Origin of the sequence: Cellulomonas hominis, assembly GCF_901521055.1 — a bacterium.
GTDB classification, from domain to species: domain Bacteria; phylum Actinomycetota; class Actinomycetes; order Actinomycetales; family Cellulomonadaceae; genus Cellulomonas; species Cellulomonas endometrii.
This window is the reverse complement of sequence record NZ_CABEGA010000015.1, coordinates 1-15430: the sequence shown is the minus strand read 5'-3', so window position 1 is coordinate 15430 and position 15430 is coordinate 1. Positions and strand designations below refer to the sequence as shown.

Below are 15430 nucleotides of genomic sequence, written 5' to 3'. Positions count from 1 at the left end.
CCTCCTCACGGTGGGCCGGCGGACGCTCGGCGTCAGATCTCGTCGATGGAGCTGGCGGCGTTCGGGCGCCGGGACAGGTCGATGCCCAGCTCCTCGGCGGCGCGGTACACCTCGTCGTCGTTCTCGCGCATGTCGATGGACACGCCGTCCGAGGACAGCACCTCCACGTTCAGGCAGAGCGACTGCATCTCCTTGAGGAGGACCTTGAACGACTCCGGGATGCCCGAGTCGGGGATGTTCTCCCCCTTGACGATCGCCTCGTACACCTTGACGCGGCCCGGGATGTCGTCCGACTTGATGGTCAGGAGCTCCTGCAGCGTGTAGGCGGCGCCGTACGCCTCGAGGGCCCACACCTCCATCTCGCCGAACCGCTGGCCACCGAACTGCGCCTTACCACCCAGCGGCTGCTGCGTGATCATCGAGTACGGGCCGGTCGACCGGGCGTGGATCTTGTCGTCCACCAGGTGGTGCAGCTTGAGGATGTACATGTAGCCCACGGCCACCGGCTCCGGGAACGGCTCGCCGGAGCGGCCGTCGAAGAGCCGCGCCTTGCCGTCGACGCCGACCATGCGCTCGCCGTCGCGGTTCGGCAGCGTCGAGCCGAGCAGACCGGTGAGGGTCTCCTCCGGCACGCCGTCGAACACCGGCGTCGCGACCGGGTTGCCCGGGGTCGAGGACTTGGCGATCTCCGGGACCTCGTCGATCCAGGAGAGGTCGCCCTCGGCCAGCTCGACGTTCCAGCCCTGCTTGGCGATCCACCCGAGGTGGACCTCCAGGACCTGGCCGACGTTCATGCGCCCCGGGACACCCATCGGGTTCAGGACGATGTCGACCGGCGTGCCGTCCGGGAGGAACGGCATGTCCTCGACGGGCAGGATCTTCGAGATGACGCCCTTGTTGCCGTGACGGCCGGCGAGCTTGTCGCCGTCCGTGATCTTGCGGCGCTGGGCGATGTACACCCGGACGAGCTCGTTCACGCCGGCGGGCAGCTCGTCGCCGTCCTCGCGGTTGAACGTGCGCACCTCGATGACCGTGCCGGACTCGCCGTGCGGGACCTTGAGCGACGTGTCGCGGACCTCGCGCGCCTTCTCGCCGAAGATCGCGCGCAGCAGGCGCTCCTCCGGGGTCAGCTCGGTCTCGCCCTTGGGGGTGACCTTGCCGACCAGCACGTCGCCGGCCGCGACCTCGGCACCGATGCGGATGATGCCGCGCTCGTCCAGATCCGCCAGGACGTCCTCGGAGACGTTCGGGATGTCCCGCGTGATCTCCTCCGGGCCGAGCTTGGTGTCGCGGGCGTCGACCTCGTGCTCCTCGATGTGGATCGAGGACAGGACGTCGTCCTGCACGAGGCGCTGCGACAGGATGATCGCGTCCTCGTAGTTGTGGCCCTCCCACGACATGAACGCGACCAGCAGGTTGCGGCCGAGCGCGAGCTCGCCCTCGTCCGTCGCCGGGCCGTCCGCCAGCACCGAGCCGACCTCGACGCGCTGGCCCTGGTCGACCAGGACGCGCTGGTTGTAGCTCGTGCCCTGGTTCGAGCGGCGGAACTTCGCCGCGCGGTACGTGGTCGTGGTGGCGTCGTCGTTCGCGACCGTGATGAGGTCCGCCGACACCTCGGTGACCACACCGGGCTTCGTGGCGACGATGACGTCACCCGCGTCGACCGCCGCGCGCCACTCCATGCCGGTGCCGACGAGCGGCGCCTCGGAGCGGACCAGCGGCACGGCCTGGCGCTGCATGTTCGCACCCATGAGGGCGCGGTTGGCGTCGTCGTGCTCGAGGAACGGGATCAGCGCGGTGCCGACCGACACCATCTGGCGCGGCGAGACGTCGATGTAGTCGACGACCTCGGCCGCGACGTCCTCGGTGTCGCCACCCTTGACGCGGACCAGGACCGTGTCCTCGGCGAACCGGCCGTCCTCGCGCACGGCCGCGTTGGCCTGGGCGATGACGTAGCGGTCCTCGTCGTCGGCGGTGAGGTAGTGCACCTCGTCCGTCACGCGGCCGTTCTCGACCTTGCGGTACGGGGTCTCGACGAAGCCGAACGGGTTGATCCGCCCGAACGTCGCGAGCGAGCCGATGAGGCCGATGTTCGGGCCCTCAGGGGTCTCGATCGGGCACATGCGGCCGTAGTGCGACGGGTGGACGTCACGGACCTCCATGCCGGCGCGGTCGCGGGACAGACCACCCGGGCCCAGCGCGGACAGACGACGCTTGTGCGTCAGGCCGGCGAGCGGGTTGTTCTGGTCCATGAACTGCGACAGCTGGCTCGTCCCGAAGAACTCCTTGATGGAGGCCACGACGGGGCGGATGTTGATCAGCGTCTGCGGCGTGATCGCCTCGACGTCCTGCGTCGTCATGCGCTCGCGCACGACGCGCTCCATCCGGGACAGGCCCGTGCGGACCTGGTTCTGGATGAGCTCGCCCACCGCGCGGATGCGGCGGTTGCCGAAGTGGTCGATGTCGTCGGTCTCGACGCGGACCTCGATCGCCTCGCCGTTGCGGCGGCCCGGGAGGGTCGTCACGTCGGCGTGCAGCGCGGCCATGTACTTGATCGCGGCGACGATGTCGTCCTTGGACAGCACCGAGTCGGCCAGGGGCACGTCGATGCCGAGCTTCTTGTTCACCTTGTAGCGGCCGACCTTCGCGAGGTCGTAGCGCTTCGGGTTGAAGTAGAAGTTCTCGATCAGCGCGCGGCCGGCCTCGACCGTCGGCGGCTCGCCCGGGCGGATCTTGCGGTACAGGTCGAGCAGCGCCTCGTCCTGGGTCTGGACGTGGTCCTTCTCCAGGGTGTCGATGACGGCCGGGAACTGCGCGAACTCCTCGCGGATCTCCGACTCCGTCATGCCGAGGGCCTTGAGCAGCACGGTGGCGTTCTGCTTGCGCTTGCGGTCGACGCGGACGCCGACGTTGTCGCGCTTGTCGATCTCGAACTCCAGCCACGCACCGCGGCTCGGGATCATCTTGACCGTGAAGATGTCCTTGTCGGACGTCTTGTCGGCGGTGCGCTCGAAGTACACGCCCGGGGAACGCACCAGCTGCGAGACGACGACGCGCTCGGTGCCGTTGATGATGAAGGTGCCGCGCTCGCTCATGAGCGGGAAGTCGCCCATGAAGACGGTCTGGCTCTTGATCTCACCGGTGGTGTAGTTCACGAACTCCGCGGTGACGAACAGCGGCGCCGCGTAGGTGAAGTCCTTCTCCTTGCACTCGTCGGCCGTGTACTTCGGCGGCTCGAAACGGTGCTCGCGGAACGACAGCGACATGGTGCCGCCGAAGTCCTCGATGGGGGAGATCTCCTCGAAGATCTCCTCCAGTCCAGCGGTCTCCGGTACGTCCTGGCGACCGGTCTCGAGAGCGGCGGCGACCCGGGCCTGCCACTTCTCGTTGCCCAGCAGCCAGTCGAAGCTCTCCGTCTGCAGGCCGAGGAGGTCGGGGACCTCCAGCGGCTCGTCGATCCGGGCGAAGGAGAGGCGGCGGGATGCGGTGCGGTTCGCGATGGCTTCGGACGTTGCGGAGGAGGTGCGCGAGGCAGCCAAGAGGGGTCCTTCCCAGCAGATCGAGTTCCCTGCGCCGTGCCCGGCGGTTCGCGACCCCCCGGCCTCGGGCCTCCGGGCATCGCGTACTACGATGCTGGTGAGCGCGGGTTATACGGGATCGCGGGCACAGGCCAGCGCAAAGCGCTAGCGTAGTACGAATGTGGCGGCAAGTCCAACGGCCGTGGTATGGGACGTGCGCCACACCCGCCGGGGACCCGGCCACGTCGCGGGGTCCGGACGCTGCAACGCCGCCCCTCCCCCGGAACATTCCCGCTCCCCCGGCTGCGCTGGCGCGCGCCACGGAGTGCGCCCGGTAGCCGGGACCGCGCACTGTGCACGGGGCGCAGTCTCGGCCGCGGGGTGCCGTCGGCGCCGCGGGGTGCCGTCGCCGCGCCGGGGGCAGGCGCAGCGAAGGCCCGCACCCCCCGGAGGGAGTGCGGGCCTTCGCGTGGAGCGTCCGGGCGGCCTAGCGCGTGAGCGCCGGGCCCCCGGGGCGGGTCACTTGAGGGTGACGGTGGCGCCGGCGCCCTCGAGGGCGGCCTTGGCCTTGTCCGCGGTCTCCTTGTTGACGTTCTCCAGGACCGGCTTCGGCGCGCCGTCGACGAGGTCCTTGGCCTCCTTCAGACCGAGCGAGGTGAGGCCGCGCACCTCCTTGATGACCTGGATCTTCTTGTCGCCGGCGGCCTCGAGGATGACGTCGAACTCGTCCTTCTCCTCCTCGGCCGGGGCGTCCGCACCGGCACCGCCGGCAGCGGGGGCGACGGCGACGGCGGCCGGGGCCGCAGCGGTGACCTCGAAGGTCTCCTCGAACGCCTTCACGAACTCGGAGAGCTCGATGAGGGTGAGCTCCTTGAACGCGGAGATGAGCTCGTCGGTGGTGAGCTTCGCCATGGTGGCGGTTCCTTCCGTCTCGATCCCCTCCGGTCACGGCGACCGGCAGGGGCAGGGTGTGGGGCGGCTGAGCCTGGTCGGCTCAGGCAGCGGTGTCGGCGGTCTCCTGCTGGGCGCGGAGAGCCTCGACGGTGCGCACGGCCTTCGACGCGGGCGCGGTGAAGAGGTAAGCCGTCTGGAACAGCTTGGCCTTCATCGCACCGGCAGCCTTGGCCAGCAGGACCTCGCGGGACTCGAGGTCCGCGAGCTTGGTGACGTCCGCGGCGGTCAGGGCGCGTCCGTCGAGGACACCACCCTTGATGACCAGCGCGGGGTTCGCGCGAGCGAAGTCCCGCAGACCCTTGGCGGCCTCGACCGGGTCACCGGTGACGAAGGCGATGGCGGACGGGCCCTTGAGCTCGTCCGCGATCCCCTCGATGCCGGCTTCCTTGGCCGCGATCGCGGTCAGCGTGTTCTTCACCACGGCGTAGTTCGCGTTGCCGCTGAGCGACCGACGCAGCGACTTGAGCTGCGCGACGGTGAGCCCGCGGTACTCGGTCAGCACGGCCGCGTTCGAGTCACGGAACTGGTCCGTGAGCTCGGCGACTGCGGCTGCCTTGTCCGGCCTCGCCATGTCGATCCTTCCGATGGTGGTGCCGCAGGGCGTCGTCCTCGACCCCGAACGCGAAAGAGCCCCGGCGCAGGCCGGGGCTCGCAGCACGCACGTCTTCACGCACGACCATCGAACTTCGAAACCTGCGCGGGCCTCCGCCGGAGCGGGACTTCGGGCGGCTCTCGGGCGCACCCCACGGAAGCGGGAGGAGCACGGGAGCCGACGACCTGCGGTCTTGGGCAGCGACCAGACTACGGCACGCGCGCCGGGGGCCCAAATCCGCCGGTCACCGGCCGTGAGCGGCTCGTCGGAGGCGCCCGTCAGTCGCGCGACGCCCCGGGCAGGTGCGACGCGAGCAGCTCCGCGAGGTGCACGCCCTGCACGCCGGCGAGCTGGTCGGCCTGCGTCCGGCAGGAGTACCCGTCGGCGAGCAGCACGTCCCCCGGGGCGGCGTCGCGCAGCGCGGGCAGCATGGCGTGCTCGGCGACCTGCACGGAGACGTCGTAGTGCCCGGCCTCCATGCCGAAGTTCCCGGCGAGGCCGCAGCAGCCCGCGAGGGTCGAGAACGACGCCCCGGCCTCGGACAGGAGCGTCCGGTCCGCGGTGTACGTCATGACGGCGTGGTGGTGGCAGTGCGGCTGCACGACGGCGGTGACGTCGGACAGGTCCGGGAGCTCCCACCGGTCGCCGGGGCCGACCGGCGACGGGGCGGTCAGCAGCTCGGCGAGCGTCCGCGTCGCGCGGGCGACCGCGACGGCTCGCGGGTCGTCGGGGAGCAGGTCCAGCAGGTCGGAACGCAGCACGGCGGTGCAGGACGGCTCGAGCCCGACGATCGGCACGCCGTTGACGGCGTACGGGCCCAGCACCTCGAGCAGGTGCGTGAGCCGCTTGCGGGCCCCGTCGAGCTGCCCGGTGGAGATCCAGGTGAGGCCGCAGCAGGCGTCGTGCTCCGGGACCAGCACCTCGTAGCCCGCGGCGCGGAGCACCCGCACCGCGGCGACCGGGATCGACGGGGCGAGCGCGTCGCTGAACGAGTCGGTCCACAGCAGGACCGGGGGCCGGCCGGAGGTGCCGGTCACCGACAGGGAGGTCCCGCCCGCGGTCGACGGCGCTCCCCCGCGGCGCACGTCGACCTCGCCGCGGCGCACCCGCGACCGGAACGGCGCGGGGGCGAAGTCGACCATCTTCCGGCGGGTGTCCATGCCGCCGAGCCTGAGCACGACCTTGGCGAGCGGCCGGACGCCCAGCACCGCGTTGCTCAGCCGCGCGAGGCCGGGCACGCCGGTGACGAGCCGGGTCCAGCGGGGCAGCCAGCCGAGCACGTAGTGGTTCACCGGGCGGAGCCGGCCGCGGTAGGTGCGGTGCAGCACCTCCGCCTTGTACTGGGCCATGTCGACGCCCGCGGGGCAGTCCGACGAGCACGCCTTGCACGAGAGGCACAGGTCGAGGACGTCGTGCACCTCCGGCGAGGACCAGCCGCGGGACACCAGCGACCCGTTCGCCATCTCCTGCAGGACCCGGGCGCGGCCGCGGGTGGAGTCCTTCTCGTCCTTCGTGGCCAGGTACGAGGGGCACATGAACCCACCGGTGGCGGACGAGTCCGCGCGGCACTTGCCCACGCCGACGCAACGGTGCACCGCGGTGGTGAAGTCCCCGTGGTCGTGCGCGTACGCGAAGCCGCCGTGGCCGGCGGGGATCGGGCGGGCGTGCGGCCGTCGCAGGTCGGCGTCCAGCGGGCGGGGGCGCACCAGCACGCCGGGGTTGAGCAGGTCGTCGGGGTCGAGCAGGTCCTTGAACGCGCCGAACGCCGCCAGCGCCTTCTCGGAGTACATGACGGGCAGCAGCTCGGAGCGCGCCCGGCCGTCGCCGTGCTCCCCCGACAGCGACCCGCCGTGGGCGGCGACGAGGTGCGCCGCGTCCGTCATGAAGGCGCGCAGGGGGTCGCCCGACCGCTCCATCGGCACGTCCAGGCGCAGGTGCACGCAGCCGTCGCCGAAGTGCCCGTACGCGAGGCCGTCCACGCCGTGGCTCGCCATCAGGGCCTCGAGCTCGCGCAGGTACGCCCCGAGCCGCTCGGGCGGCACCGCGGAGTCCTCGAAGCCGGGCCACGCCTGCTCGCCCGACGGGGTGCGCCCGCCGAGCCCGGCGCCGTCCTCGCGGATGCGCCACATGGCGGCGGCCTCGGGCCCCGGCGGGAAGACCCCGACCGCTCGCGTGCCGGCGTCCGCCGCGAGGGCGCGCGCCCGCTCCAGCGCCTCGTCGAGCGTGTCCCCGCCGACCTCGACCATCATCCAGCCGGCGCCCTCGGGCAGCGGCGGCACCGCGGCGGCGCCCTTGACGCGCCGGACCACGTCGACCAGCCGCGCGTCCATCCCCTCGATCGCGAGCGGCCGGTGCGCGAGCAGCGCGGGCACCGCGTCCGCGGCCGTCGCCATGTCGGGGTAGCCGAGCACGACCAGCACCGGCGCGGCGGACACGGGCACCAGCCGGACGGTCGCGCCGAGCAGCGTCACGACGGTGCCCTCGGTCCCCACGAGGGCCTTGGCCAGGTCGGCGCCGCGCTCGGGCAGCAGGTGCTCCAGGGAGTAGCCGGAGACCTGGCGGCCGAACCGCCCGAGCTCCGTGCGCAGCGTGGCCATCTCGGCGCGGACCAGCTCGTCCAGCCCCGGAACCGGGTCCAGGCCCTTGCCGGCGGTGAACCGGCGGCCCCGGCCGTCCACGACGTCGAGCTCCAGCACGTTGTCCGCGGTGCGCCCGTAGGCCACCGCGCGCGGCCCGCACGCGTTGTTCCCGATCATCCCGCCGAGCGTCGCCCGGGCCTGCGTCGAGGGGTCCGGGCCGAACCGCAGGCCGTGCGGGGCGGCGGCCTTCTGCAGCATCGCCATGACGACGCCCGGCTCGACGCGCGCGGTCGCGGTGCCCGGGTCGACGTCCAGCACGCGGTTGACGTGCCGGGACCAGTCGAGCACCACGCCGGTGCCCACCGCGTTGCCGGCCACCGAGGTGCCGCCGCCGCGCGACGTCACCGGGACGCCGAGACCCCGCGCGACCTCCAGCGCCGCGAGGGCGTCGTCGACGTCGCGGGGGAACACGACGACGGACGGGACGACCCGGTAGTTGGACGCGTCCGTGGAGTACTCGGCCCGGCGCCGGGAGGAGTCGTCCACGCCGCCGGCGACCGCGGAGCGCAGGGCCCGGACGAGCTCGGCGGCCTCGGCGGCGGTGTCGGCGCGCGGCGTGGCGCCCGGGGGGAGGGACGTGGCGGTCGACACGCGCCCCAGTCTCGCACCGGCCCGGCGCGGGTCGGCCGGGACGTCCAGCACCCGGGCGGGGCGGGCGCGATGTCCCCGAGGACGACGACGCCCCCGCCGGACCGGGTCCGCGGGGGCGTCGTCGACGGCGTCGCTCAGTCGAGCGCGGCGTCCAGCGTGATCTCGGTGCCGGTGAGCGCCTTGCTGACCGGGCAGGTCGCCTTCGCGTCCTGCGCGGCCTGCAGGAAGCCCGCCTCGTCGAGGCCGGACACCTCGCCGCGCACCTTCAGCGCGATCCCGGTGATCCGGAAGCCGCCGGCGGGGTCCGGGCCGAGGGTGACGTCGGCCGTGACCTCCAGGGACTCGGGGGTGCCGCCCGCCTCACCGATCAGCGCCGAGAGCTGCATCGCGAAGCAGGACGAGTGGGCGGCCGCGATCAGCTCCTCGGGGCTGGTGGTGCCACCGGCCTCCTCGGCCGCGCGCTTCGGGAACGACACGTCGTAGGTGCCGACCTTCGAGCTGCTGAGCTCCACCTGGCCGCCGCCCTCGTTGAGGGTGCCGTTCCAGGCGGTGCGTGCGGTGCGTGTGGGCATGTCGGGGCTCCTCACGAGTACGGGAGGGCGACCGGCCGGCCGCCCGCGCGACCCACCGTAGGTCGCGCCGGGCACCCGCGCACGCGCCTCAGCCCACGAACTCCCAGTGCCACGGCTCCGGCTTGGACCCGGACGCACGTGCCCAGTCCGGCAGCGTCCAGCCGTACTCCTCGGCGTGCGCCAGCATCCAGTCGTGCTGGTCCGTGCCGAACGAGTAGGCGTTGCCGCCGAGGTCGATCGCCGTGCCGTTGCCGTGGTTGGACGTGCCCGGCGTCGCGCACAGGCTGCCCTTCTGGCGGCGGCACGCGACCTGCTGGCCGTACGACCGGTAGGAGTCGGTGATCACGAGGTTGGTGCCGAACTGCGCGGTGAAGGCGGTGTTGAGCCGCTCGAGGCCCTCGGCCGCGTCGCAGCGCAACTGCTGGCCCGGCGCGAACCCGAGGTCGCACAGCGCCGACGCCGGGATCTGCCCGTTGTCGTAGCTGTCGAGCGAGGTGCGCTGGGCCTCCTTGCGGGCGGCCTCCGCGGCGGCGGCCGCTGCAGCCGCGGCCTCCTGGGTCTGCTGCGTGACGACCTGCAGCTCGGCGGTGAGCGTCGCGACCCGCTCGACCGCGGCGGTGAGGCGCGCGGCGGCCGGGTCCTCGGGGTCCTCCGCGGCGACGGCGGGCTCGGAGACCTCGGCCGTCGGCTCGGGCGCCGCGGCGTCGTCCGACGTCGTGACCGCTCCCGCGGACGCGGCGGCGTCGGCCTGACCCGCGGCGCCGGCGACCTCGACGGCCTGGGCCAGCACGTCACCGGAGAGCACCGGCGCGGGCGGGTCCGCCGGCTGCAGCGCCCGGAGCGCGGGCTGCTCGGACTGCGTCGCGGCGATGAGCGTGTCGAGCTCGGCGACCGCGGTGCTGAGCGCGGCGACGGCGTCGGTCGGCACGGCGGAGGCCACGGCGTCGGCCTTCGCGGTGTCGGCCTGCTGCGCGGTGGTGCTCGCCAGGACGACGGCCGCCTGACGCTCCTCGACGACCTCCGGCTCGAGGGTCGCCGCCGGCTCGGTGACGGAGGCGTCCTGCGTCGGGTCCGCGGTCGCGGCGCGCGCGGCACCGGCCGCGGCCCGCTCGACGGCGGCCGGGGCGATCGCGAAGCCCCCGACGCCGAACGCGAGGCCGACCGCGACGGCACCCTGCGCCACCCGGGTCGCGGACCGGCGCGGGGCGCGCCGCCGCCGGCGCTCGGCACGGTTCGCCGGGGCGTCCGCGGTCGCCAGGGTCGCGGGGACCGGGACGCCGCGGGCGGGGGTGCGCACGGAGGGGCGGCCCTCGGCGCGGTGGGAGCCGCGCCGGTCGGCGGGCTCGGCGACGCGGCGGCCACCGGGGGCGGCGGCGCGGCGGCCCGTGGGAGCCGACCGGCGCGGGCTGTCCGTGGCGTGCTCGTCGGCGGGGCCGGCGGCGCGGCGGCCGTGGGCACGCGCCGTCGCGGCGGTGCCGGCGTCGGGCGTGCGGGCGCCGGGGAGCGCGGAGGTGGTGTCGGGGAGCGCGGGGGTGGGGGTGGAGGGCGAGGACGTCACGGGGCGGGTAGCTGCACCTTCGGTCGGGGTCGTCGCGGTCGACGCGGGCTCGGCCGTCGCGGGGGCGACGGTGGCGGCGTCGGGCCGACCGGCAGGCGCGCCGACGCCCGCCTCCCGTGCAGGGGGCGTGGGTGTCGTCGCGAAGGCCGGCTCGGATGCGCCGCGCGGGGCGGCATGCCGTCCCCGGGAGGCGCTCCGCGGGGCGGGCATGCGGTCACTCACGGGGCACGAGGTTAGGCAACGGACCGCGGGGCCGTTCAAGGGTGACGCGACAGGGACGCGAAGATCCCGTGACGATGAGGCCGCGCGATCTTCACGAGATCCGCACAGCCGTGGTCCTCAGAGCGCCCAGGTGCCGGCCGAGGCCGTGAGCACACCCGATGTGGTCCAGGTCACCCATCCTAGCGACGGCTGTGCGTGCGCTGAGCAACCAATGTGTGGGGAAACCGTGACGAATCGCCCAGAACTTTGTAGCGTGTGCCACCTGTCACCACCACCGTGACCGTCAGTCACGAGGTGGCGGCGTCTGGCCCTCGCCCTAGATCGGATCCCCGCATGACGCGTCGCTCGCTCCGTGCCTCGTTGACCGTCCTGGCGCTCGCCGCCACCACCACCCTCGGGGCCGGGGGCGTCGCCACCGCCGGCGGCCCGGGTGCCGCGTCACCGCCGGCACCCCTGTCGCCCGGCGATCTCGCCACCGGTGCCGGCGACCCCGTCGCCTCGGACGACGTGCTGGCGGGCACCGAGGACAAGGTCAGCTCGGGGCTCGCCGAGGCGGACGGCACCGTCACCGCCTTCGTGCAGCTCGACACCCCGTCCGGCCTGGACGTCGCCGAGGACGGTGGCGACGCCGCCGCCGTGCAGGAGGCCACCGCGCAGGTCGAGCAGGTCGCCGAGGCCGTCGTGCCCGCCGAGGTCGACCCCGCCGCGCGGGCCGCCGCCGTCGAGCCGCAGCGCATCGCCACCCTGTCGAACCTCGTGTCCGGCGCCCTCGTCACCGGTGACGCCGCCCAGGTGCGGGCGCTCGCGGGCTCCGACGACGTCGTCGCCGTGTACCGCGTCACGACCAAGACCGCCGACAACTCCTCCACCGACGCCTTCACGCGGGCGCTGCAGGTGTGGCAGGACACCGGTGAGACCGGCGAGGGCATCCGCATCGGCATCATCGACACCGGCCTGGACTACACCCACGCCGACTTCGGCGGTCCCGGCACCCTCGAGGCCTACGCCGCCGCCTACGGCGAAGACGGCACGCAGCCGGTCCCCGAGGGCCTGTACGACCCCGCCAAGTTCCTCGGCGGCCACGACTTCGCCGGCCCGCTGTACGACGCGGACCCCGCCTCGGAGCTCCCCGGCGCGACGCTGACGCCGACCGAGGACACCAACCCGATCGACTCGGTCTACACGTCCGACAACTCCGGCCACGGCACGCACGTCGCCGGCTCGGCCGCGGGCTACGGCGTGCAGGCCGACGGCACCACCTTCACCGGCGACTACGCCTCGCTCACCGACCTGTCGGACTGGCAGGTCGGGCCGGGCGCCGCTCCCGAGGCGGGCCTCTACGCCCTCAAGGTCTTCGGCGACATCGGCGGCTCGACCGACCTGACGGGCCTCGCCCTGGACTGGGCGGCGGACCCGGACGGCGACGGCGACTTCGGGGACCACCTCGACGTCGTGAACCTGTCGCTCGGCGCCTCCGCCACCCCGTCCGACGACCCGGACAACCTGCTGATCGACCGCCTGTCCGACCTCGGCACCCTCGCGGTGCTGTCCGCGGGCAACTCGGCGGACATCACCGACGTCGGCGGCTCCCCCGGGTCCGCGGCATCCGGCCTGACCGTCGCGAACTCGGTCGGCAGCCCGCAGACCTACGACGGCGTCGAGGTCACGCAGGCCCCGGACCCGGCGCTCGTCCGCACCTGGTCGGCGCAGAACTCCATCGCCTACGCGGGCGCCGCGGACGTCACCGCACCGGTCGTGTACCTGGGCGACGACGTGGACGGCTGCACGCCGCTGACGCCGTACGCCGACCAGATCGCCGGGAACATCGTCTACCTGTGGTGGGACGACGACGACGCGACCCGCGCGTGCGGCAGCGTCGCCCGGTTCAACGCGGCCGAGGCCGCCGGAGCGGCCGGCGTGCTGCTCGGCACGGAGTCGACGGTGTTCGCCGCCGGCATCTCGGGCAACGCGACCATCCCCGGCGCGCAGCTCACCGCGTCCTCCACCGACGCGCTGCTGCCGGCGATCCAGGCGGGCGGCGTCACCGCGCACATCGGCCCGTCGCTCGCCGCCGCGGTCACCGCGGACGAGGTCGGCGACGCGCTGAACCCGGGCTCGTCCCGCGGGGCGCACGGCTCGCTCGGCATCATCAAGCCCGACGTCGCCGCTCCCGGCACGCTGATCTTCTCGGCCGCCTCGGGCTCCGGGAACGCCGCGCAGTCGCTGTCCGGCACCTCCATGGCATCCCCGCACGTCGCCGGCATCGCCGCCCTCGTGCGCGCCACCCAGCCGGGCTGGACGCCGGCCCAGGTGAAGGCCGCCGTGATGAACACCGCGACGCACGACGTGTGGACCGGTGCGGGCCAGACCGGCACGACGTACGGCCCGCAGCGGGTCGGCTCCGGCCGCGTGGACGCCCGGGCGGCGGTCGCCGAGACGGTGCTCGCGTACGGCTCGGAGGACCCGGACCAGGTGTCCGTGACCTTCGGCGTCGTCGACGTCGCCGACGAGACCGTCGAGCTCCGCAAGACCGTCACGGTGCAGAACACCGGCACGGAGGCGGCCACCTTCGACACCGCGTTCGTCGCGGCGACCACCACCGGCGGCGCGACCATCACCACCTCGCCGGCCACGCTCACGGTGCCCGCCGGTCAGCAGGAGCTCGTCACCCTGACCCTCACGGCCGACCCGGCCACGCTCGAGCGGGAGATCGACCCGACCTCGGCGACGTCCCAGGGCGGCGTGCCGCGCGAGTACGTGGCGGCGCTGTCCGGGCGGCTCGTGCTGACCTCGGGCGAGCAGGAGCTGCGCGTCCCGGTGCAGGCCGCTCCCCGGCTGGTCAGCGAGCTCACCGCGGACCCCGTGTCCTTCGCCGACGCGGGTGCCACCACCGCGCCGCTCACCCTGTCGGGCCGGGGCGTCGACTCCGGCGGCTGGACCTCCCTGGTCGCGCCGCTGAACCTCGCCGCCACCAGCCCGAAGCTCGAGGACGTGCCCGGCTTCATCACCTCGGAGTCGGCCGTCGCGTCCGGCGACCTGCGCTGGGTCGGCTGGACGTCCACCGCACCGCAGCAGGCCGCCGCGGGCGGCGACCCTGCCGACGGGTACCTCGGCGTGGGCATCGCGGTGGACGGCGACTGGGCCACGCTCGGCCAGGCCGTGCTGCCGGTCATCGACTGGGACGTCGACGCCGACGGCACGCCGGACGTCGAGACGGTCGTGCAGAAGCTGAGCGAGGCGGCCGACGTCACGGTCGCCGCGACGTTCGACTACGACTCCGGCGAGGTCCTGGACGTCCAGGGCGTCAACGGCGCGTTCGGGGACGTCGACACCACGGTGTTCGACAACTCGGTGCTCGTCGCGCCGGTCAGCATCGCGGCGCTCGGGCTCGCCCCGGGTGCCACGCCGACCGCCACGGTGTGGACGTACTCCGACTACGCCGCCGACCCCTCGGGTCAGCTCGACGCGGTGGAGCCGTTCACCGTCGACCCGTTCGACCCGCCGTACTGGTTCGACGCCGGGGTCACCGACGCCCTCTGGTACGTCGGCTCCGACACCACGGAGCTGACCGTGCACCGGTCGACGACCTCGACCGTCACCCCCGACCGGCTGCTGGTGCTGCACAGCCACAACGCCGACCCGACGACCCGCGCCCAGGTGCTCGACGTCACCGTCCCGGCGGCCACGCCGACCACCACCACCCTCGCCGTCTCCGGGTCGCCCCGCGTCGGCCAGGACGTCACGCTGACCGCCACGGTCGCCCCCGCGGAGGCCACCGGCACCGTGTCGTTCCGGGACGGCGAGACGGAGATCGCCACCGCGCCGGTGGCCGGCGGCACGGCCACCGCCACGGTCCGGCTCGGCGGCGGGGCGCACAGCCTCGCCGCGGTGTTCACGCCGGACAGCACGGCGTGGGCCGGCTCCACGTCGGAGGCCGTCTCCGTCGACGTCCGCAAGGCCGGCTCGACCACGAAGGTCACGCTGTCGCAGAACTCGGGGCGGTACGGGTCCGAGGTCAGCGCCACCGTCACCGTCACCGGTCAGGGCGCCGTGCCCACCGGCACCGTGGAGATCCGCGAGCGCGACACCGTCCTGGGGACCGGCGAGCTCGTGGCCGGCACGGGGAACGACGCGACCGTCACGATCGCCCTGCCGCGGGACCTGAAGTCCGGGTCCCACACCCTGACCGCGGTGTTCACCGGCAGCGCCGACGTCGACGGCTCGAAGAGCCAGCGGGCCTACCGCGTGCTGGCCACGGTGCCGACCATCACGCTCGACACCCCGTCGTGGACGGTCGCGAAGGGCGCCACGCCGCCCGTGACCGTCACCGTCTCCGGGGTCGAGGGCGGGCCCGTCGCCGGCGGGAAGGTCACCGTGCTCGTGGGCATCCGCCCCGTCGCCACGGTCCCGCTGACCGACGGTGCCGCGACGGTCACCCTGCCGGCGGTCAACCGCACCACCACCGTCACCGCGCTGTACACCGGCGACGGCGGCTACACCCCGACACTCACGCTGGGGGTGCTGCGGGTGCGCTGAGGGGGACGCACCCGCGCAGGCGCGGTGCGGCGGGCCCCGGGGGGGCCCCCCCCCCCCCCCCCCCCCCCCCCGGGGGCGGCCCGGGGGGCCCGGGGGATCCCGGCCTCCTCCCGCCGCCGCGGCCCCGCGGGCGGCCCCGGGGGGGGCGACCGCCGGGGCGGGGGGCAGGGGGGGCCCCGGGGGGGGGGGCCCCCCCCCTGGGGCCCGGGGGGCCGCGGCCGCCGGCGGAGCCCCCCCCGCACCGCCCC

Annotated in this window: 7 protein-coding genes; 1 reads left to right on the top strand and 6 read right to left on the bottom strand. The window is 74.2% G+C overall.

Annotation, left to right across the window (positions count from 1 at the left end; genetic code table 11):
• Positions 1 to 32: 32 nt before the first annotated feature.
• From rpoB to KJP73_RS03445, 6 genes are all read right to left on the bottom strand, one after another.
• The gene (rpoB, locus tag KJP73_RS03470) at positions 33 to 3539 is read right to left on the bottom strand and encodes a DNA-directed RNA polymerase subunit beta (protein WP_213281371.1); all 3507 of its coding nucleotides are present in this window, start codon (positions 3537 to 3539) and stop codon (positions 33 to 35) included.
• A gap of 498 nt (positions 3540 to 4037) precedes the next feature.
• On the bottom strand, positions 4038 to 4430 hold the full coding sequence (gene rplL, locus KJP73_RS03465; protein ID WP_213281370.1) for a 50S ribosomal protein L7/L12: 393 nt from the start codon (positions 4428 to 4430) through the stop codon (positions 4038 to 4040).
• An 82-nt stretch (positions 4431 to 4512) separates the two neighbouring features.
• Positions 4513 to 5043, bottom strand: a complete 531-nt coding sequence (rplJ, locus tag KJP73_RS03460) for a 50S ribosomal protein L10 (protein ID WP_213281369.1) — start codon at positions 5041 to 5043, stop codon at positions 4513 to 4515.
• A gap of 299 nt (positions 5044 to 5342) precedes the next feature.
• The gene (locus tag KJP73_RS03455) at positions 5343 to 8294 is read right to left on the bottom strand and encodes an FAD-binding and (Fe-S)-binding domain-containing protein (RefSeq protein WP_213281368.1); all 2952 of its coding nucleotides are present in this window, start codon (positions 8292 to 8294) and stop codon (positions 5343 to 5345) included.
• A gap of 134 nt (positions 8295 to 8428) precedes the next feature.
• Complete coding sequence (locus KJP73_RS03450; RefSeq protein WP_213281367.1) at positions 8429 to 8866, bottom strand: OsmC family protein; 438 nt, start codon at positions 8864 to 8866, stop codon at positions 8429 to 8431.
• A gap of 88 nt (positions 8867 to 8954) precedes the next feature.
• Positions 8955 to 10424, bottom strand: coding sequence for a D-alanyl-D-alanine carboxypeptidase family protein (locus tag KJP73_RS03445; RefSeq protein ID WP_213281366.1), 1470 nt, complete (start codon positions 10422 to 10424; stop codon positions 8955 to 8957).
• Positions 10425 to 10979: 555 nt separating this feature from the next.
• Here KJP73_RS03445 and KJP73_RS03440 point away from each other — a divergent pair.
• Positions 10980 to 15182 carry a S8 family serine peptidase gene (locus KJP73_RS03440; RefSeq protein ID WP_213281365.1) on the top strand — a complete coding sequence of 1401 codons (4203 nt, stop codon included), beginning with the start codon at positions 10980 to 10982 and terminating at the stop codon, positions 15180 to 15182.
• Positions 15183 to 15430: the final 248 nt, after the last annotated feature.

Bases quoted from the DNA above. Each gene is read 5' to 3' on its own strand.
- KJP73_RS03440 (WP_213281365.1), top strand. From the start codon at position 10,980: ATGACGCGTCGCTCGCTCCGTGCCTCGTTGACCGTCCTGGCGCTCGCC.
- rplL (WP_213281370.1), bottom strand. From the start codon at position 4,430: ATGGCGAAGCTCACCACCGACGAGCTCATCTCCGCGTTCAAGGAGCTC.
- KJP73_RS03450 (WP_213281367.1), bottom strand. From the start codon at position 8,866: ATGCCCACACGCACCGCACGCACCGCCTGGAACGGCACCCTCAACGAG.
- rplJ (WP_213281369.1), bottom strand. From the start codon at position 5,043: ATGGCGAGGCCGGACAAGGCAGCCGCAGTCGCCGAGCTCACGGACCAG.